22 protein-coding genes and 1 tRNA gene are annotated in these 19847 nt (G+C 44.0%); 3 read left to right on the plus strand and 20 right to left on the minus strand.

All coding sequences use genetic code 11. The features are described 5' to 3' along the window. Nucleotides 1-8: 8 nt before the first annotated feature. Complete coding sequence (locus WC788_00415; GenBank protein MFA6096073.1) at nt 9-656, plus strand: zinc ribbon domain-containing protein; 648 nt, start codon at nt 9-11, stop codon at nt 654-656. Here WC788_00415 and WC788_00420 read toward each other — a convergent pair. Further along, nucleotides 618-707: transfer RNA gene (locus WC788_00420), tRNA-Ser, on the minus strand. The two genes, WC788_00415 and WC788_00420, sit on opposite strands and share 39 nt — an antisense overlap. Nucleotides 708-951: 244 nt before the next feature. Here WC788_00420 and WC788_00425 point away from each other — a divergent pair. Further along, the gene (locus WC788_00425) at nt 952-1428 is read left to right on the plus strand and encodes a hypothetical protein (protein ID MFA6096074.1); all 477 of its coding nucleotides are present in this window, start codon (nt 952-954) and stop codon (nt 1426-1428) included. Nucleotides 1429-1552: 124 nt separating this feature from the next. Here WC788_00425 and WC788_00430 read toward each other — a convergent pair whose 3' ends face one another. The 16 genes from WC788_00430 to WC788_00505 all read right to left on the minus strand — a co-directional run bounded on the left by WC788_00430 (nt 1553) and on the right by WC788_00505 (nt 15732). Then, nucleotides 1553-2713: a nucleoside 2-deoxyribosyltransferase domain-containing protein gene (locus tag WC788_00430; protein MFA6096075.1), complete on the minus strand. Its 1161-nt coding sequence runs from the start codon at nt 2711-2713 to the stop codon at nt 1553-1555. 114 nt (nt 2714-2827) lie between these two features. Continuing rightward, nucleotides 2828-3361 (minus strand): zf-TFIIB domain-containing protein, encoded by a 534-nt coding sequence (locus WC788_00435; GenBank protein MFA6096076.1) that lies wholly within the window; start codon nt 3359-3361, stop codon nt 2828-2830. Nucleotides 3362-3381: 20 nt separating this feature from the next. Beyond that, complete coding sequence (locus WC788_00440) at nt 3382-5055, minus strand: hypothetical protein (protein ID MFA6096077.1); 1674 nt, start codon at nt 5053-5055, stop codon at nt 3382-3384. Between the two features lie 78 nt (nt 5056-5133). Continuing rightward, nucleotides 5134-6348, minus strand: coding sequence for a replication-associated recombination protein A (locus WC788_00445; protein MFA6096078.1), 1215 nt, complete (start codon nt 6346-6348; stop codon nt 5134-5136). A 27-nt stretch (nt 6349-6375) separates the two neighbouring features. Further along, a complete protein-coding gene (locus tag WC788_00450; protein ID MFA6096079.1) occupies nt 6376-6954 on the minus strand; it encodes a transposase in 579 nt (192 codons plus the stop codon). Between the two features lie 263 nt (nt 6955-7217). Beyond that, nucleotides 7218-7727: a hypothetical protein gene (locus tag WC788_00455; GenBank protein ID MFA6096080.1), complete on the minus strand. Its 510-nt coding sequence runs from the start codon at nt 7725-7727 to the stop codon at nt 7218-7220. A 10-nt stretch (nt 7728-7737) separates the two neighbouring features. Continuing rightward, nucleotides 7738-8046, minus strand: a complete 309-nt coding sequence (locus WC788_00460) for a hypothetical protein (protein MFA6096081.1) — start codon at nt 8044-8046, stop codon at nt 7738-7740. A gap of 62 nt (nt 8047-8108) precedes the next feature. Next, on the minus strand, nt 8109-8348 hold the full coding sequence (locus WC788_00465) for a hypothetical protein (protein ID MFA6096082.1): 240 nt from the start codon (nt 8346-8348) through the stop codon (nt 8109-8111). A gap of 89 nt (nt 8349-8437) precedes the next feature. Then, nucleotides 8438-8596, minus strand: coding sequence for a hypothetical protein (locus tag WC788_00470; protein MFA6096083.1), 159 nt, complete (start codon nt 8594-8596; stop codon nt 8438-8440). A gap of 22 nt (nt 8597-8618) precedes the next feature. Further along, nucleotides 8619-11024 carry a phosphoenolpyruvate synthase gene (gene ppsA, locus WC788_00475; GenBank protein MFA6096084.1) on the minus strand — a complete coding sequence of 802 codons (2406 nt, stop codon included), beginning with the start codon at nt 11022-11024 and terminating at the stop codon, nt 8619-8621. A gap of 101 nt (nt 11025-11125) precedes the next feature. After that, nucleotides 11126-11632: a hypothetical protein gene (locus WC788_00480; protein MFA6096085.1), complete on the minus strand. Its 507-nt coding sequence runs from the start codon at nt 11630-11632 to the stop codon at nt 11126-11128. Between the two features lie 12 nt (nt 11633-11644). Further along, a complete protein-coding gene (locus tag WC788_00485; protein ID MFA6096086.1) occupies nt 11645-12172 on the minus strand; it encodes a hypothetical protein in 528 nt (175 codons plus the stop codon). A gap of 76 nt (nt 12173-12248) precedes the next feature. Beyond that, nucleotides 12249-13436, minus strand: a complete 1188-nt coding sequence (locus WC788_00490) for an MFS transporter (GenBank protein MFA6096087.1) — start codon at nt 13434-13436, stop codon at nt 12249-12251. Nucleotides 13437-13452: 16 nt separating this feature from the next. Further along, the gene (locus WC788_00495; GenBank protein ID MFA6096088.1) at nt 13453-13947 is read right to left on the minus strand and encodes a hypothetical protein; all 495 of its coding nucleotides are present in this window, start codon (nt 13945-13947) and stop codon (nt 13453-13455) included. A 21-nt stretch (nt 13948-13968) separates the two neighbouring features. Then, complete coding sequence (locus WC788_00500) at nt 13969-14940, minus strand: M48 family metalloprotease (GenBank protein MFA6096089.1); 972 nt, start codon at nt 14938-14940, stop codon at nt 13969-13971. 12 nt (nt 14941-14952) lie between these two features. Further along, entirely contained in the window at nt 14953-15732 is a 780-nt protein-coding gene (locus WC788_00505; GenBank protein MFA6096090.1) for a hypothetical protein, read from the minus strand. Here WC788_00505 and WC788_00510 point away from each other — a divergent pair. Next, a complete protein-coding gene (locus tag WC788_00510) occupies nt 15719-16090 on the plus strand; it encodes a hypothetical protein (GenBank protein MFA6096091.1) in 372 nt (123 codons plus the stop codon). The two genes, WC788_00505 and WC788_00510, sit on opposite strands and share 14 nt — an antisense overlap. Before the next feature lie 55 nt (nt 16091-16145). Here the strand turns inward: WC788_00510 and WC788_00515 are convergent, their stop codons facing one another. Genes WC788_00515 through WC788_00525 form a run of 3 tightly spaced genes read right to left on the minus strand, consistent with a single transcriptional unit; the run spans nt 16146 to nt 19819 of the window. Beyond that, nucleotides 16146-17141, minus strand: coding sequence for a hypothetical protein (locus WC788_00515; protein MFA6096092.1), 996 nt, complete (start codon nt 17139-17141; stop codon nt 16146-16148). 9 nt (nt 17142-17150) lie between these two features. Continuing rightward, nucleotides 17151-18194, minus strand: a complete 1044-nt coding sequence (locus tag WC788_00520; GenBank protein MFA6096093.1) for a hypothetical protein — start codon at nt 18192-18194, stop codon at nt 17151-17153. A 17-nt stretch (nt 18195-18211) separates the two neighbouring features. Next, entirely contained in the window at nt 18212-19819 is a 1608-nt protein-coding gene (locus WC788_00525; GenBank protein ID MFA6096094.1) for a M48 family metalloprotease, read from the minus strand. Nucleotides 19820-19847 lie beyond the last annotated feature (28 nt).

The raw sequence follows: 19847 nt of genomic DNA on the forward strand, positions 1-19847 counted from the left end.
CAGGTTTGATGAAATGCGGTTCTTGTGATTGCCTCATAACCGCCGAAAAGCAAAAAGGACATCACTATTATCGCTGCACCAAGAAAAAGCAAAAGTGCGATGAAAAATATTTGCGGGAAGAAAAACTTGTTGAACAAATGAAAGCAGTTATTCAAAAAGTTTCTTTGCCTGACGATTGGGTGAAAAATATGCTTTTAGAGATAGACAAAGAAAAAGAGCAAGTCAACGAAGAAACAAAAAATATTGTTCAAAATCTTTATAGCCGAAAAATTGAAATTGAAACAACAACCGAAAAACTGCTTGATCTTTTTATTGAAGGCAAAAGCATTGAGCCCGAAGAATACCAAGCTAAAAAACAAAAACTTCTCAATGAGAAGCTGGACATACAACAGCGGATAAAGGATTTTGAACAAATGGGAAATAATCGGCTCGAACCGATGAAAGAAATGATTTTAGCCAGTAGCCAAGCCAAAATTCTTTTGTCGCAAGGCGACAATCAAAAAATCCGAGCATTTCTAAAAAATATCGGCTCGAACTTCATTTTGAAAGATAAAAAATTCTTATTTAAAGGGAAAATCGGCTGGCGAACCCTTGCCAATTCCCCCCAGTTTTCCAACTGGCGGAGAGGGAGGGAGTCGAACCCTCGAGACTTTTGACGGTCTACCGCCTTTCCAAGGCGGCGCACTCGACCACTATGCGACCTCTCCAAATGTGTCATGTAGCAAAAAACATGAAACTTGAAACAAAGAACAAGCCGTTTATCAATCGATATTTTTGCTAATTAAATATACTATTATTTCGGGGATTTGTAAATAATGGAGGTCAAAAGGCTTTTTTCGGAAAATAGCAGGATATTGTTGACCGATGGGAGATTTTGTGATACAAGATAATGATACTCGGTCCAAACGCCTGAGTATAAACAGATAGGACAGTTCTAAAGGAGGAATTTGGATGAAAAGGTTTATAAGCGTGTTTTGTTTGCTTGCAATTGCTGTTATGATCACGGGATGTATCGAATCATCATCTGACAATCTTGTTCTCTCAGGACAAGCTCCGTGGGGCGGTGTAGAATTAAAGAAAAACGATGACGGAAGCGTTGAGGGTCATACTGCATGGGGACATGCCAAACTGCAGCAAGACGGTTCGCGAATATTTGGATCAACCGCATGGGGAGGCGTGGATCTGAATTATAACAACGGCCGTTCGTCGGGAAAAATACCATGGGGAGGTGTGAACCTAACCATTGATAGAACCCGACTGAAAGGCAGTCTGCCCTGGGGCGGATGTGATCTCAAACTTGACGGACAAAATTTGGATGGATATTTTCCTTGGGGCACTGCACATTTACGCCTTGGTGACAAATATCACTCCCTCACAGATCCCGATGTCATACTTGCCATTGCTGCGCTTGTATCAGACAAAACTTAAAATATTTACGGCATTGCGGCCGACCCGATATGTCATCGAGGTTGGCTTTTTTCTTTTCCGATGGAATCCGCCGCAAAAAAGCTCAAATACATAAAAAAATAAGCGGTGATGTTTTCCGCTTTTTTTATTCATTTTTATAGATTTCCATCAATACTGCCGAGATCATTCCGATCATACTCCAGTCTACCAGATTTTCACTGAGAATCTCTCTCATTGTGGATATTTCAACGTAGGTCCTTTCGGAATCCGCGATTACGCCATGAGCTATCCCCTGCTGGCTTTTCAGCTCCTGAAATTCTTCTTCGGTTATTTCTACCGAGAAGAGATCAGATCTGTGAACGGACAATGTCCCTGCGAGCTGGCGAGCGCCATGTTTTCTTATCCTTGAGTGATCAATCCTGAGTCCGGTTTCTTCAAAAACCTCATCGGAAGCGACAATGGTCGGGTCCGTTTCATTTTTCGATGATCCCCCTGGAAGCTCATGGATAAATCCATCAGACGTCACTGCAGGACTTCGGAATTCTCTCACCATAATAATCTTTGCATCCAGAATGCTTTCACCTTTTCTATACATCAAGACTGATGAAATATCCGGCCTACCCAAAATAAATTCGTTCTTTTTGTATCTGTCTTCTTTTGTGATATACATCACAACATGCAAGATCCAGATAAAAACAAAATTTTTCTTGGACCCCGGTCGGACATTATATATCTCGCGCGCACTTACCAATTCGTTTCCAGCATTCCTTTGCGATTTATACCAATTCTGAAAAGTTTTTATCTTCCATATATGCAGCGGCACATCGCATTCTCCGCCTTTTCGGAACGCGCCAGCGCCTACCATTTCCATCGCTTTTTTGATCGTATCTTCCAGAGTTTCCGCTTGCGGAACATTATAATCTTCTCCAAGGGCCCGGAGATATTTCATCTTTGGAGCGTCTTTCGGAGCGCCAAGGACGATTTTCCCGGAACTTGCATACATACCGACTTCTATATTGGTCGTATATGCCCGATTTTCTTCACTTCGCGGGATCCAGCAAAGAATGCAATCCGCCATGGAAAGTCCCTTTTTCTCCCATCTGATCTGCCCATAATAATCTCTCTGCCACTTCCCGTCTCTCGGTTCAGGAACGAACACATGTCCATCATATCCCATTTCTTCCAGGATCCTTAGGGCTTCGATCCTCCATGAAATGACGCCTTCTTTTCTGGGAGTCGGCCCCACGAGAAATATCATTTTTTCCGCTTCTTTCGGAAATTCTTCGTTTGCATAGACTACTTCCATATTTTTTCCTCCTTTGTCAAACAACAACTGACGGGAAATGATATCACCGATTCATATTTCCGTCAATATGCCGGCATAAAAAATGCCTCTTGCGAGGCATTTTCATTTTAGGCTCTAGTCCGGCAGAACAGAGATCAGCTCCGCGAGGCGTGGATGCAAAGCGAAAAATCTGTATTCCAAAAGTTTCATCACTATCATAATGTGCTTGAGTTCCGTTCCCGCATGGTCGGGATGGGTCACCAGTTCCTTCACTTCCCCGCCAAGATCATTGAGATATTCCGGAATAGATTCCGAGTTCACTTTATCCTTCAGGCCGGAGACTATCTTATCAAGCTCGTCCTTGTCGAGCCACACGCCGCGGCAGTCAAGGCAAACATCGACCATCACCCCGGTCGAACCGTATTTGATCTTGAAGAGAGGTTTGCCGTCCCGAGGACAATCAACCAATGAGCCGTTTGCCGAAAGCTTCTTTTCATCCTCCCAAAGGTCGAAATCCAGCCAGCTCAGATTTTCATCCCTATTGTCCCGGACAACGCCGAGCTCATCCCTGTCAAACCACAATCCCCCGCAATTTTTGCACCTATCCAGCTTGATGCCGTTTATCTTTATTTCTTCCAGCGAATCACTGCTGCATTTTGGACATTTCATATTCATTAAATTATTTTTGATTAAAATTTGCCTACATAAAGACAGATGCTTTTTACGTTCTGATCGCAGAGAGGATCTGTCAGATCCTCCAGTCTGGCACTCAATTCAAAATTCTGTCCATCAGAAGACTTATAGGCATAATAGTATTCAGGATCCTTCGGATCGCGCGGCAGGTCCTCCCCGCCCGCCGACCTGAGACCGAGTGCCACTTCATTTTCCTCGTTAAGCTTTGACGCAACGGGGCTCACCGGAAAATTTCCATATATCTCTCTGTAGCTATACGCCATAAGAGATATTCTCCCAAGATCATCTTTGCGCTTCAAGTCTCTTCCCGTGATCTCTTCAGCCTCGGTTGGCACCCCCTCCTTTTTTTCCTCCGGCTGCACGCTCTCGCCCGTATTTTCATTTTTATCGTCGCCCGGAGCCGGGGTTGAAGCATTGATAAGGCCGTTCTCTTTCATAAATTCTTCGGTCATAACCTCTTTTCTGAAAGTTGAATCGATGACCGGCGCATAATAGACCAGCGTCGTCAAAAACATGCCGGTCAGCAAAAGACCCAAGGCCACAATTATCTTTATTGTCCCCTGGTGCATCGTCCTGTAATCCTGCGGAAGATCCTTTCTTATGGCTTTAAGATTTTGATATATGTTATATTGAAAAACCAGCGCAAAGGACGTGATGCCGAGATCAACAACGCTGCTCAGGACATTCATGAGATATGACACCGCCTGCGCAGCCACGCTGTTTTGTCCGGCGATCGATATGAGGATTCCGGCAGGAATTCCCACGGCCGCTCCAAATGCTATCTCAATGACTATGATATAAATAAAAAGCCTGAAAGATAGGCTGATCATCCTCCAGAATATCTGAGAAGCTTTCCCCTTTATAAGCTCGTATCCATAGGAAAATGCTTCGAAAGGTTTCAGGCCGTCCAGGATCACGCTAAGCAGAGTGATGAATATCCAGATCTCAACAATATACAGAAGCGGAAGGATAAGAATGAATCCTATAATGATGATCAGAAAAGACATTCCCCAGGCTTCGGGTTTCATGGAAAATTCTTCTCCGGAAGTGATAAATTGAATCAATGCGACAGCCGGAACCAAAAGGATTATTCCGGAATAGATAAAATTCCCGATAACGAACGCAGATAAATAATCTTTGAATTTTCCAAAAGCTCTCTTTATCGATTCGCGAACCTCGAGGTTCTGGTCCTTTATAGTCTCTATTATCGAAATTCCCAGGATCATCGACGGTATGGAAACGACAATGGATATCAGCGCAGACACAAAATACAGATGAACGATGTTATATTTCAATATGGCCGTGGAATCAAAAAAGAAACTGAGCGGAAGGCTTATGGCAAGATCCATAACGCTTAGCGCAACGACTGCCAGCACGACAAGCGCCAAAAATTTACCGAGCCTCTCCTTGAACATGTCCAGCGACATATCAAACAGCTTTTTCCCGTTCAACAAAATGCCTTCGCTGAAAGCATCCGCCCCGGCATTGCCATCCGCAGTGACGGTGTCATTATCTTGCCGGACAGCAGAAGGAACGTTTTGACCCTGAACCACGCTTGGCGGAACGTTTTGACCCTGAACCTCGGGCTTCTTCCCGGTATTAAGAGCGTTCATATTCCCCTTCGCCTGGACCATCTTGCCATAATTTATTTTGCCGGGATCGATCTCCATATTTTTATGTTATTTTGTTTATCATAATTCTATTTATATTATAACACACTTGGGACAAATTGAGATATGCCGATCGGATCAATTCCCGAAATCAAGATATTTCCTACCTTTCAATTCTTCCGGCATATATTTCTGATCCTCCTTATAGTCAAAATTTGGAGAATATTTATATCCCTTTCCATAGTCCAGTTCTTTCATGAGCTTGGTAGGCGCATTTCTGATGTGCAGCGGCACGGGAAGATTGCCGTATCTTTTCACATCGGAAACGGCTTTTCCATAGGCCGTATAAAGCTCATTGTTTTTCTTGCTCCTGGCCATATAGACGACGGCCTGAGCAAGATTCACATTACATTCGGGCATTCCGATGAAATGACAAGCCTGATAGGCGGAAACCGCCTGGTCAAGCGCAAATGAATTCGCGATCCCGATATCCTCGGAAGCGAATCTGATAAGTCGGCGGGCTATATAAAGAGGATCTTCCCCCGCTTCAAGCATCCTTGTGAGCCAGTATAAAGCGGCGTCTGCGTCCCCTCCTCGCATGGATTTATGCAGTGCGGAAATTATATTATAATGTTCCTCTCCATCCTTGTCATAGGCAAGAGAACGCTGAAGAGCCTCTTCGATCATGTTCTTTTCTATTTTTTTGTCGATATCGCTCGCGAATTCAAGGGCATTAAGAGCGATCCTCGCATCCCCTCCCGACATGTCGGCAAGATATTCTATGTCCTCTGTCTTGATCTCTATCTTCAACTTTCCAAGTCCCGATTCCTTGTCCTTTAGAGCGCCTGCGATAATTTTTACAATGTCTTCTTTAGACAGCTTATCGAGCACAAAAACGCGGGAACGCGAAAGAAGAGCGTTATTCACTTCAAAGCTGGGATTCTCCGTCGTAGCGCCGATCAGGATTATTGTGCCATTTTCGACATGCGGGAGAAGAGCATCCTGCTGGGACTTGTTGAACCGGTGGATCTCATCGATGAATATGATCGTCTTTTTCCCCGTTTTTTTAAGCTCTTCCGCTTTTTTCACCTCAGCGCGGAGGTCCTTCACTCCGCTCGTTGTCGCGCTCAATTTTATGAACTCCCCTTTTGTAGCTTTTGCGATGATCGAAGCCAGGGTTGTTTTTCCGGAACCAGGAGGACCCCACAGGATCATTGAGGGCACATTGTCCGTTTCTATGGCTTTTTTCAGGATCTTGCCCTCGCCCAAAAGCTTTTCCTGGCCGATAAAATCAGCCAGCGTTTTCGGACGCATTCTGTCAGCCAGAGGGATTGTGTGGACTTTATTAACCATATTTTTCATCTGATAAAATTTAAGGAGCTAAGCTCCTTGTTGCGCGCTTTCTATATAATACCTCTCTAGATCTTTTCTGCTTCCGGACTCCGAGATCACCATATCGACATAATTCTCATACTCTTTTTCATCCGCGAAATTGGACATAATGGCCTCCCTGCTGCATAGAACTCCCGCCCTGCTTCCCAAATAATCAGGATAGCTGCACCATTTATAGTTTCTTGCATCTGATAATCTATGTATGCCCGCATTGCCGTTGATGTATGCCGAAAGCCACAATAGATACTCATTGGTATCTATGAGGATGGCCTTAAACGGTCCCTGAAAAAGCGATCCGGAACGATCATTTCTCTGGTTGAAATAATTTGTAAAACTGGTGCCGATTTTGTGCATAAACATCCTGATCCCATCGTCCCCGGTCTGCTTCAATATCAAATGATAATGATTCGGATTAAGACAATAGCAGACAATTTCCACCAGCTTTGATTCCAATAAGGAGCTTAGCTCCAAATTCCGGGAGCTAAGCTCCTTATTGGATGAGTTGTTCTTAATGATAGCTCGCTGTTCATAACTCGAAAAATTATTGAACATCTTCATACTTACCATAAATTTAGCATAGTCTTCGGCATCACAAAAAACATCCCGTTTATCTACGCCACGATTATATATATGATAATATTCCCCATTTGCAAAGCTTGTTTTTCGCATACAATGGCCCTAATTGCTCTAATTTGTCTGCATTTACATTATATCCCACCCGAAAAACAAAAACAAACTGTAAAATGCACAGTTTGATCCCAATAAGGAGCTAAGCTCCTTATTGGACGTTGTGTTTCCGATGTCTGTTTATTCCGAAGCGAATGATCCGCTTATTCCCTCGGATAGACCAGAAGCATGCCTACTATAGCCAATGCCGTGAAAAGAATAAGATGACTGAAGTTTCCGTTGATAAGGAAAAGCATCAGCCCAAAGATCGCCATTGATTCCGCAAATGCGATCCGCAAGAGACCGTAATTGATCGGACCACCAGATGAATTAAAGATTGCATTTTTTGACTCTGCTTTCGGATTCAATTTGAATATCACAACAAAATTAATTATGGAGATGATCAGAAATGCCGAGAATACTAATGAATATGTCCCGCCGTCCATGCCTATAAATCCCATAAATCTATCCTGAGACTGGACTATGGTCTCGATATCCGAACCCGCAAGCTTTGGCGCAAAAGTCTTTATCCGAGATTCACTCGGCATTTGCGCTATCAATATTGCAACGATATTGTAAACAAATATCGCAACAAAAAAAGCAAACCAGAGGACTTTATTGTTTATCGGCTTAGGCGCATTCGCTTTTGGCGTCTGGCCATTTTGCTCTTCCATAAAAATAATATTATTTTAAAATTACGTCCACCATAACCCGGACAATGGCATAGGAAAGCCCTGAGATCACGAGCCCCATCAGGGCATACTTTATCGCTTTTTTTGCCCCTGAGATCTCCTCGGGATTCCCGATCGATACGATGTATTTCAGCCCTCCCCATATTATGGCAAGAACCGCCATGGAAGCCACAAAGCCCAAAATGAAATTGGTCGCATTCAGGATCACGCCGGAAAGATCGGAGGAAAGCCCTCCCGGATTCGTTGGCACGATACCGCCGGCCAGATAGAAATATTTTTCCGCCTTTATTTTATTTTTCATATACGCACAATTAACTTCCTTGCTAAAGACAAGCTGCGCAAAAGGCAGCTTGTCTGAATTCTTTATCCCTTGACTTCTTTTATCTTCTCCCTCGTCTTCTTAAGCTCTTCTTCCCTTCTATATCTTTCTTCTCTTTTAAGAATCTCATCATCAGGTGCATGGCAATCTTCTCTTAGTTTTTGCATAGTTTTTTCATCTATTTCTTCATCGATCTCATCTTCCTCTGATCTTGCCTCGGGAGTGATCTTCTTCAAATTGCCATCTACAAAATTTTTGATCTTTTCGAACGGATTAAACCCCATATCTCCTTTCTTCTTATGTTAATTATTTTGCCCCATCTGCCGCCAGAACGCACCCAGCCTTCTCCTTGCCGATCCTCGGCGGCTTACCGCTAATCCCCGTATTCCTTCTCCATTCCCCGCCTGACTCCCTTATTTTTTTTCCCCTTAGCATCCGTCTCTTCTTCCGATTTTTCTGCAGGAGTGAATTTTATCAGACCATCATCCTCAGTTTCTACAAAATTTTCAAATGCATTGAATCCCAAACCCATGGTTCCTTTCTTTATGAATTGATTATTTTCTCTTTTTCTTGCTTCCTAAATAAAGTATAGTTTTGAGCACCGTATCCGGAGTGAGAGAAATACTGTCGATCCCCTCCTTCACCACGAATTCCGCAAAGTCGGGGAAATCCGAAGGAGCCTGTCCGCAAATTCCCACTTTCCTCTTTCTCTTGTGTGCGCCCTTGATGAGCTGCCTTATGAGGATCTTCACGGCTTCGTTCTTTTCGTTTGCGATCGATGCGATCGGACCTCCGTTGTCCCTGTCGATGCCCAGGGTGAGCTGAGTGAGATCATTGCTTCCGATGGAGAATCCATCAAAAACTTTCGCGAATTCATCAACCAAAATTATATTTGCCGGAATTTCCGCCATAACATAGACCCGGAGTCCGTTCTTTCCTCTTTCAAGCCCGGCTTCTTTCATGACAGCAAGAACCTTCTTGCCTTCCTCGACGGTCCTGCAGAACGGGATCATGACAATGACATTCGTCAGGCCAAATTCCTCGCGGACCTTTTTGATCGCTTGGCATTCCATTTTGAACGCCTCTTTATATCTTGGATCGTAATATCTTGATGCGCCTCGCCATCCGATCATCGGATTTTCCTCATGCGGCTCGAAATATGTTCCACCGATAAGATTGGCGTATTCGTTTGTCTTGAAATCGGAGAACCGCACGATCACGTCATTCGGATAGAATGCCGCGCCCAGTTTTCCGATCCCCTGCGATAATTTATCGATGAAAAAATCGGTCTTGCTCTTGTATCCCGCGGTGATCTTGTGTATCTTGTTCGCGGTCTGCTTGTCGATCCTCACTCCCTTGATCTTGCCGTCCAGGGCCATAAGCGCCAGCGGATGAGCCTTGATGGTGTTGTTGATGATGAATTCTTCTCTCGCAAGCCCCACTCCGTCATTCGGAATGAATGACTGGGTGAACGCCTGTTCCGGTTCTGCAAGATTCATCATAACCTTGACCTTCGGCCTCTTGAGATTTTTGAGATCCGTTTTCTTTATCTCAAAATCGATCAGGCCTTCATAGACATACCCTTCCTCGCCTTCAGCGCAGCTCACGGTCACTTCTTTTCCGGTCTTCAGGACCTCGGTTGCATTCCTGGTTCCGACCACGCACGGGATCCCCAGCTCCCTGGAAACGATCGCCGCATGGCAGGTCCTTCCGCCGGAATTCGTCACAATGGCCGCCGCGATCTTCATGATCGGCTCCCAATCCGGATCGGTCATTTCAGTCACAAGAACCTCTCCCTTATTGAAATCCTCAATACTGCTCGCATCCTTTATCGCATTTACTTTGCCTTTTCCGATCTTATAGCCGACACTCGCGCCGGAACACAAAATCCTGCTCTTTCTCTTGATCTTATATTCTTCCAGGATATTCGCATCTCTCACACTCTGCGCGGTTTCAGGACGGGCCTGAACAATGAACAACTTTCCGGTTACTCCGTCCTTTGCCCATTCCATATCCATAGCTCGATCATAATGATCTTCAATGATAGTGGCCCACTCAGCAAGCTTGATGACCTCTTCTTCTTTCAGACAGAATTTTTTTCTATCCTCAATCGGAACCGCCACATTCTTGGTGGAAATCTTCCCTGATGTGCTGTATACAAGCTTGTATGATTTGGATCCAAGCCTTTTTTCAATAATAGGCTTGAATCCCTGTTTCAAAGTCGGCTGAAATACATAGAACTCATCGGGAGTGACTTTTCCCTGAACGATATTTTCTCCGAGACCATAGATCGCATTGATGACCACCGCGTCTTTGAATCCCGATTCAGTATCTATGGAGAACATGACGCCGCTCACAGACTTGTCCGACCTCACCATTTTCTGCACACCGACTGAAAGAGCGATTGAGAAATGATCGAATCCCTTGTCTTCCCTGTATGAAATAGCTCTGTTCGTAAAAAGCGATGCGATGCATTGTTTTGTCGCGTAAAGGACATTATGCACGCCTCTGATATTCAAATAGGTTTCCTGCTGTCCGGCAAATGAAGCATCGGGAAGATCTTCCGCGGTAGCGCTGGACCTGACGGCCGTATCCACATATTCGCCATATTGCTTTTCCATTTCATGATATGCATCCGCGATATCCTTGTTGAGATCTTCCGGAAGTTCGGCGGCCATGATCGTATGGCGCACTTTTTCACCCCTTTCCGCAAGATTCTTCATATTATGAGTGTCCAGATCCTTCAATATCTCCCTGATCTTCTCCATAAGCCCGGAATCTTTCATGAAATGCCTGTAGGCATGAGCAGAAAGCGCGAATCCGTTCGGAATATTGACATTTTTCTTCGTGAGTTTCTGATACATCTCGCCCAAGCTGGCATTCTTTCCACCGACAAGACCGACATCTTTATTCGTCACTTCCTTGTACCATAATATGTTTTTTTGTTTTCTGTTTTCCATTTTATTTTATTATTGTTTAAGTGTTTTTAAAGCATATACATTATAACATATAATCGAATACCGCAAAAGTCCGATTTTGCACTGTATTCCGATATTTTACCCTATCTTGATCCGACCCGTTTTGAAAGTTCCGCCACGGCTTTTTCATAATCTTCTCCGGATTCCACGTTAAGGGAAAATCTCCTGTGATCGTTTATGAAAATGATTATAGACCTGCCCAAGATATCAAAAAAATACGCCATAACCGCCATAAGATTCTTGTCGGATATGTGATAACCCGAGATCTCCGACCACATGAAAAATTCCTTCCTCTTCTCCCGAGATCTCACAATTTCAATTCCTTTCTCGTCTATCCTATAGGACTCCAGAGGCTCCCCGCTGTTATATTTTACTTTGGCATTTATATAGTGAGTGAAAGATGCCAGAATTATAAGAGACACGAGAACAATGATCGCCAGCGGCTTGGAAAATATCAGCAAAAAAACGATTGACAGTCCTATTGTCAGCAGTGTCATGATAAACAGGAACTTCTGGTCCATCCTTCTTTTTATTCCCTTCTCGCTGATCTCCCACTTTATCTCTTTGATCTGTATGTTTTCCGATCCCATATTTTTTTTCGCTTAAGGCTTCTTTACTATATATACACATAAATTTCCAAAGGGTTCGCATCTCGGGTCATTGGTATCTTCGAACGCCGCAGTCAGCTCATAGCTTTTTCCGTCGGATCTATAGCCGTAAAAACGGGAACCGGAAAGGGGGTCTATATAGTTCTTTTTAAGATACCAGTCTTGGCGGAGAAGCTTATATATGTAGCTGTTTTCGTCGCTTATCTTTTCGTATCCGTTCGTTATCGGATATTCGTTCTGATTGTATTTTGCATATTCATCTATGGCATAACTGATATCGCCGAGATCTTTTACTCTTTGATTATCGCGATCGTCGGGAGTCTGGTTGGCAGTTGGAATTTCCGGTGAAACCGCCTCGGGAAGCTCTCCCGTATCTATTTCCTTCACAGGCACAACAACGCTTTCCCCTTCAGTGATGCCCTTTTGATCGGAATAGCTTTTCCAGACAGAATATCCGCCAAAAATTATCATTGCAACGATCGCTATGATGATTATTTTTCTGTAATTGCTTTTTATTTCCATGGCTTAAATGATATTCTTAGATACGATCGGATCTTTTTATATTATACCAATAATACCGCGTTTTTGAAACATACCGTCAGTTTTTTCCGACAGCCTTCCTGAAGTTGTTATAGAAAAACAATAACGCGGCAACCGAAACGAAGAAAAGGTTTATGGCCATTCCATAAAAGATCGAGAGTTCGCCGGAGGCTTTTCCCACCATGACTATTATCACCGAGAATAGGAGAAGATAAAGCTGCGACTGGATGCTGATCGTCGTCGCCCTGTGACTGGAAGGCACGATCTTGTTTATTAGGCTCGTGATATAAACATACTGAGTTCCAAAATTGAAAGAAAGAAGAGCGATGAAGAACAGGATCAGCGCGAGATTCTTTGTCATAAAAGCCAAAGAACAAAATACCGTAACGAGGAGATAAAAAACAATTATTTTTTTCTGGCTGAATTTTTTTTCAAAATAGGGATAGGACATCGACCCCATCGAACTCGAAAGATTGACCCCCACATACACAAAACTGAGATAAAGAACGGTCAGGCCTGCAAAGTCCAGCACCGGCTGATAGTAATAGAACAAGACGTCCGACGCGGCAAGCATTAGGGAAAATGTGACTATGATCAGCCAGACATTCCCTTCTTTCATCAGGAATTTCAGTCCGTCCTTCACCTGGCCAAAATGGCCGCCTATGGATTTCTGATATGCGGGTTCTTTCAGTGTTGAAAGAACAGCGATCAAGCCCAAGCTTGAAAAAACAGCAAGGAGGAACGGGAGCTTGAGATCGATCGAATAAGCGAAAGCTCCCGCGACCGAAGCCACGATCCTGCTCCAGAAAAAGCAGACCATGATCTTGGATTGCGTTTTTTCATATTTGCTTTCCTCGCCAAGATTAAGAAGCGTATCATAAACGATCGCAGAATCGGTTCCGGACCGGAGCGCGCTTGAAAATCCCATAAAAACCATCGAAATGAAGAAGTGTTCAAATGTTCCTCCCAAAAACAGCATCAAGGATGAAAGCGAGGAAAATGCAGTACCGATGATCAAAACATTCTTTCTGGAATATTTATCGGCCCAAACGCTCGAAGGTATCTCAAAAATGACCTGCACAAGGACCAGCGTACTTAGCAGGATACCAACCCGACCGAGAACAAGCCCGCTATGCAGCAGATACAAAATGAAAATAGGCAATGGAAACCAAAGTGCTTCGAGAAATCCCATGAGATAGAATTTCCTGATATTGGATCTCAAATTCATGCTCCAAAAATCAAACATATTCGATCATAACAATTTATTCTGCAACCAGCGGATTTCTTCCTGCATCGATCTCCTCTTTGTCGGAAAGTCCATCACCATCCGTGTCGAATTTATAAGGATCCGTTCCGAGTTTTTTTTCTTCAGGGTCAGTGAGACCGTCGCTATCGCTGTCCAATTGCCCAGGACCGTTGGGATCATAGCCGGCCGACACCTCAACGCCATCTTCATAACCATCTCCGTCAGTATCTTTTACAAGTGGATCCGTTTTCCATGTCTTCACTTCATCAAAATCAGAAAGACCGTCGCCATCCGTATCGGCCAGATTTTTGTCGGTCCCAAGTTTTTCTTCTTCATCATCGAACAGCCCATCGCCGTCCGTGTCAACTTTTTTCGGCTCTTCTTTTTTTTCGGTGACAACCGGCGCGGGTGTATCCGCAACCTCCTCTTTCTTTCTGATCGAACACCCGGAAAAATACACCGCAATCAGAATAAGCACCGCCAGCATGGATATTTTTTTTATGTTTTTCATATTTTTGATTATGATAAATTATTAACCGGCCACCTTGCTGCCCACATTTCCATATTCATCCATCTGCTTCAGGATCTCTATCCTTCTCTCGATCGGCGGATGGCTGTGAAAAAAAGATTCCCACCAAGGTCCTGATCCTTTCCTGAAAGGGCTTGAAATATAGAGATGGGCTGTCGAATAATTCCGGGTCTCAAGAGGATGGCTGTCAGCTGCGATCTTTTCCAGCGCCAGCGCAAGCCCCATCGGATATCTTGTGAAAAGCACTCCTTCCGCATCGGCCAGAAACTCCCTCTTTCTCGATATACCGTAAAAAACAAGCTCTTCTATGAATGGAATGAAGGAGAGAACCAGGGCAAGAGACATTCCTATAAGTATTATGCCATAGAACATGCTCATAATGAAAGCCTTGATCAAAGACTCCGCAGCATCTTCGGAACTCAGGAATTCTGAGAACCATTTGATCATGTTTACCACGATATCCACGATCCTCCTTATGAACCCCATAAGGAACACCAGGGAAGTTGCGAGCATGACATCATTATTCTCGATGTGCGCGATCTCATGAGCGACCACCCCCTCAAGCTCAAGATTATCCAATCTTGAAAGCGCTCCTTCGGTCAGAACCAGGACGGCATTTTCAGGCTTTTTTCCTATCGTAAAAGCATTGATCGCGATATCCGGAGTTTTGCAGATCTTCGGAACAGGGATCCCCGCGACCTTGCTCAGATTTTCGACAGTATTATAAAGGTCCTCATGATCTTTCCGGTCAAGCGCAACCGCCCTGTTTTCTTTCAATATCAGCTTATTCGAAAAAATGTAATCGCCAAAACTCGCAGCCAGCAAGATCGCCAGCGCCAATGCGGCATAAAAGTGATTTCTCAGAAGCATGAGATCGACTATATAGGCGGCAATAGCCAGAAAGATGACAAAAACCGAAACAAATATCATCGTCTGTTTCATGTTCTCGTCTATCCTGTTATATGTTGTCGGCATGATAATAATTATCTATGAAATAATATCGATATAATTGCCATATTCCTCCTTGACCGGCACGAGTTTTTCATATGACGGAATATTCTCTATGTTCAGTTTTTTCACCAGAAAATCTTCCACATAATCGAAATATTGGTCAAGGTCGCCGATCGCCAGATCGTTCCGGGTCCCTCCGTCCTCGCGCTGTCTTACACATGAGTTATTATAGCTTATATAGAGAATAAAATAATAGGTCTGAAAAAACATGGCGATGACGGTACTGATGATCACAAAAGGCACCGCGGCGATCCAATAGACCAGCGCCGAATTGGGATCGGAAAGGCTGATATAGTCGCTTCCCAAAATGAATATCAGCTGGCAGAGGAAGATATAAAGCGAAAATATAAGAAGATAGAAAGCTATCGAAAAGACAAGTCCGAACATGCCCACCGACGACCATTTTTTGTTTATCAGATAACTCTTTATAGCAGCATGCTTCGGCAAACTCCGATAATATGCATAATCTATAGAAGTGTAATTCATCAAGTTTGAGACCATTGCGATCGAAAAATACTGGCTGAAACTTATGCCGGTGTCGCTTGAAAAAAGAAATCTCCTCCTCATATGCCAAAGAGTATTGTGTACATAATACCTGATCCACAATTTCTGAAAAGTCAGATTGAGGATGCCGGAAATATCGGAAAGTTCTTCTCTGAATATCTGAGAATAGGAATGATTCGCATTCTCGTTCGACACCGATTCAAACAGCTTCTTGAAAAAGACCACGTTCAAAAAAGTTATGATCGCCGGCATCAAAATAAGAAAGAACCAGAATGGCATCGTGATCCAGATGATAATGACGGCAATGCTGAACAGAGCATATATCATCTCAAAAGAGAATATCGACGTGACACTGACTGACCATCCGGGCCCGGTCAGAATATCCATCATTGTATCGAGATTGAAAAAAAGGAACAGGCATATGGCCGGAAGAATGATGAGAGCCAGAACAACTGACGATATATGTAAAAAATACAAAGATCTGTTCCGGCAAAACACCGCCCAGGATAATCTTATGATCTTCAGACCCAATGAAAATCCATTGCTCCTTGAAGCAATGATGGCAAAAGCAATGGCAATGGCCCCGAAAATAATACCCAGTATATCATAAAATTGTATCTGCATGATCCCTTTCTTTGATTATCTCATTAAACGCCGGCGACGGATCAATCGACTTTAAAATTCCGCATCCAGTCGCTCCGATAATCCACGTTGAACTGCCGGAAGAACTTCACCTCGCTCACCTGCGCGCACCATTCATCCCCATACATGAAGATCGACCGGGTAATATCCGAAAAATATTCATAATTTGTGACCGGATTGCACCTCGCGCTGAGAATGGCATAGTTTACTATATTTCCGACAAATCCCGCATCGCTCCGGAAATTCTTCAGATGCTCGGCTTCGTGCACAAGAACCGAAGCAAAAAATATATTATCCTCGACCGAATCAAAAGGAGAAGCAAAAACACCGTTTATCTCAATGAGATTATCCGGCATATGAGCAAGCCCGAGGAACAGACCCATATCCCTTGCGGGAAATACGAAGGATTCTGTATTGGAAACGATCTTTTCATATGCTCTCGGATCAATGGCCCTGAGAAAATCCAGAGTGTCCGAAAGGTTCTTGATGCCGGATAAGGGTCCCTTTGCCGTTCGGAGGAGATATCCGGCCTTCTCGTCCAGAGCTGCGCTGTTCTCATAGTTCAAAATCCTCTGGTGTGTGAATGCATCGAAAAAACTATTGAAAAGCGTCAGAATGATCACGATGTTGATGGCCATGAATATCCTCACCGCTTTTTCGAATTCAGCGATATTGGGAAATATGCGGTCATAGAATCTCACAAATCCCCCGGTTATGCTTTCCCTGGCCTCGGGAGTAAATTTGTTTTTCCTTGAAAGATAAATGAGCGAGATCCTGACCAATGAATAAAGCAGGAAAAAGCTCAGGCTGAAAACTCCGACAATGCTGGGGAAAAGCTCGAACTGAAAAACAAGAGATAACAGAAAAAAAGAGATCTTATATAGCGCTATGGACGCTGCAAAAACAAGAAGGTATATAGTGAACTCGAAAACAAACCCCCTGAAATTATCTTTTTTCAATTTCAGAAGCTTCCACCAAATTATAGAAAGCAATGTAAGAATAATCAGATCTCCGATCATAATGCTTTTTTATTGCCGAAATAGCCTATTATAATTCTCCTCGTCTATGATCCTTATCTGCTCCTTCAGTTTCCTGTAGTCGTCCGGAAAAAAAACATCTGCGGGAGCAACGACCAGCGGATCGTGCCCATATTTTATCTCACTGAAATCATTATATCCGTCCGAATCCGTGTCTGCTTTGTTCGGGTCACTCGAAACGACAAATTCTACATTATTTGAAAGCCCATCGCTGTCGTTATCCTCCCCTTTAACAATATTATCTTCTTCCGGCAAGCTTGATTCCGGCAAGGGCGCAGCATCCCCGGCATCCGTATCCATCGAAGAAGTGTCCCCGCTTTCACCGACGCTTGCATCGACAGGATCTTTTGCATCACCCGCAGGAATATTCCCGCTTTCCTCTTGTCCGCTCACTGGGGATATAGAGCCGGCGCAACTCATCCTCCTGACAAAATCAAATGCACGATCACTGTTGAATTTGTCCGCCTTGTTCGTTATAAGGATCACAATGACGCTATCCGCGCAATCTATCTTTCCTAAAAAACCCGAGATCTTATCGTTAAGGTTCTGATATCCCTCATTTTCTATCATATTGTAATTCACTTCCGCCCTGCCGTCTTCGATCTTGCCCGTTCCTCTCACCGCATAACTGTCCGCCGCATAAAATTCTATGAATATCTCGTCATTCGATTTCTTGTCTTCGCTTTTGGTTGAATCATATCTCAGATGCGCGTCGGAGAAACCTTTTGACATCGCCAGAATATTTATTTCATTTCCGTTCTTTTCGTCCAGTATTTCAACATTTTTTGCCATGTCGTTGAACATCTTTAATTTGAAAGCGCCCTGAAAAACAAAATAATCGTCTATAAGCTCCCAGTTTCCGATCTTTTTCGCCTCCTCAAGACCTATCTTCCTCTCGTCAAGATCGCGATAGTACCAAGTCAGGCCTGCAGCGCCGGCGACAACCAAAAGCACCAGGGCTGCGAGCGATAACTTCACGGCAACTCCCCGGAAAAACTTCTTGTTATATGATTGTATCTGTTCGTATTGATCCATATGAACTTAAATGAAGATCATCTTAATATAGAAACAAGTCCGACAAGCATGAACAAAGCTCCGAGAACTATATCCCACAGGCGAGGATAGCTCCTTATCACAGATCCCTGATCGTTGATCTTGTCCAAAGAAACATATTGTCCCATCCCCCTGAAGAACCAGCCTTCGGCCATGACCGATCTGCCGATCAGACCCTTTAACTTATTCAGCGCAAAAAACAAATTCCCGAGCACGCTCAAATTCGAATTATAATCAAGATAGATCAGCCCGCCATTATCTTCGAACATCATATCTTCCCCAAGCACCGCGCCGGCATCTCCGCGCCCGACGACTTTTCCGCTAAGTTCTACTTTTTTTCCTCTCACGGGACAGGCATAGATATCCGACATAAGCTCCCGGATCGTCGTTTTTTCGGCCGCAAGGTTCGGAAATCTGTAGATCGCTTTTATGATCATCGCCGCGCCAAGAAGCAGGAATACGAAACCGACGCTTCCGCCGCTCACAAATGCCATGAACGTCCCCACGGCCGTTCCGATCTGCGGCAAAAAACTTATGCACAATCCGAGAAAAAAATTATGATAAAGCCTGACCTTGTCGATCGGGATCGAGTTGACGGTGTTCCTGATATTGAAAGGGCCGCTCTTTCCCATGGCAAGCGAAAGCTCATTCAGCCTTTCGATCCTTTTTCCGGTCAAAGGATGGGTCGAACCCAGTTCCAGAATAAATGCCCAGGGACTTATAAAATCATATGCCATGACCTTGCAGATCATTTCCGGAGAATCCGAGAGATTGGCGACCAGCCCCAAACTCTTCACACTGTGCACATCGATTATCCCCAAAGCCCTGGTGCTTTCCATCAGCCGGTGCGATCTCTCGTCATCCTTTTTTGCAACGATCCCATAGGCGATCCTCACAAGGGACCATGAAAGGACCTCCGGCTTTCCGGTGGTCTTTGCCGAAAATTCATCGGCATAATATTCGCGAAGCCTGCTGAGATACATAAGTATATAGGTACCGGCAACATAGAAAGCATAGGACATGACGGCGATGAACAGATACAGAATATTTCCCCTCTTCCTCGCAGACGGGCTTTTGGTTGTCGAGAATATCACATAGAATTCATAGAGTATCTGGAGAAAAGTGCTGGCGATGGTGATCACGACAAAATCGTAATGAACTATGTGCCCCACCTCGTGCGCAAGCACCGCCTCGCGCTCATCCTGCTTGAGATACGTGAAAAGTCCTCTTGAAAAAATCATCCTCGCATTCCAGGGAAGAGAACCGTATGTGAACGCGGTTGGGTTGTCGTCCTCGATTATCCCCACTCTCGGAAAACGGATCTTGTTGTCCTTGCAGACCTTTTCAAGAAATGCCGCCGTTTCAGGATGATTGTTGTGAAGATCCCTATATTCATAGAATTTCATATGATAGAAGATCCTGAGCATCACATCGGTGATCGACGGACCCACGAGCCACATGATGATATTAAAAAAGATCGTCGCCAAGATCAAAAAAGGGATATTTATTTCCCCGAGAATATATGCTGCAGCCAAAAAGATCGTAAATACAAAACCGGACAAGACACTCAATGTTATCAAACTCGCTTTTTTCAGATTTTTCAGCATGAAGCTTAGATAAGTTAAGTTGATGAAT

The organism is Candidatus Paceibacterota bacterium (genome assembly GCA_041661265.1).
Classification (GTDB): Bacteria; Patescibacteriota; Minisyncoccia; order JAHIHE01; family JAGLIN01; genus JBAZUT01.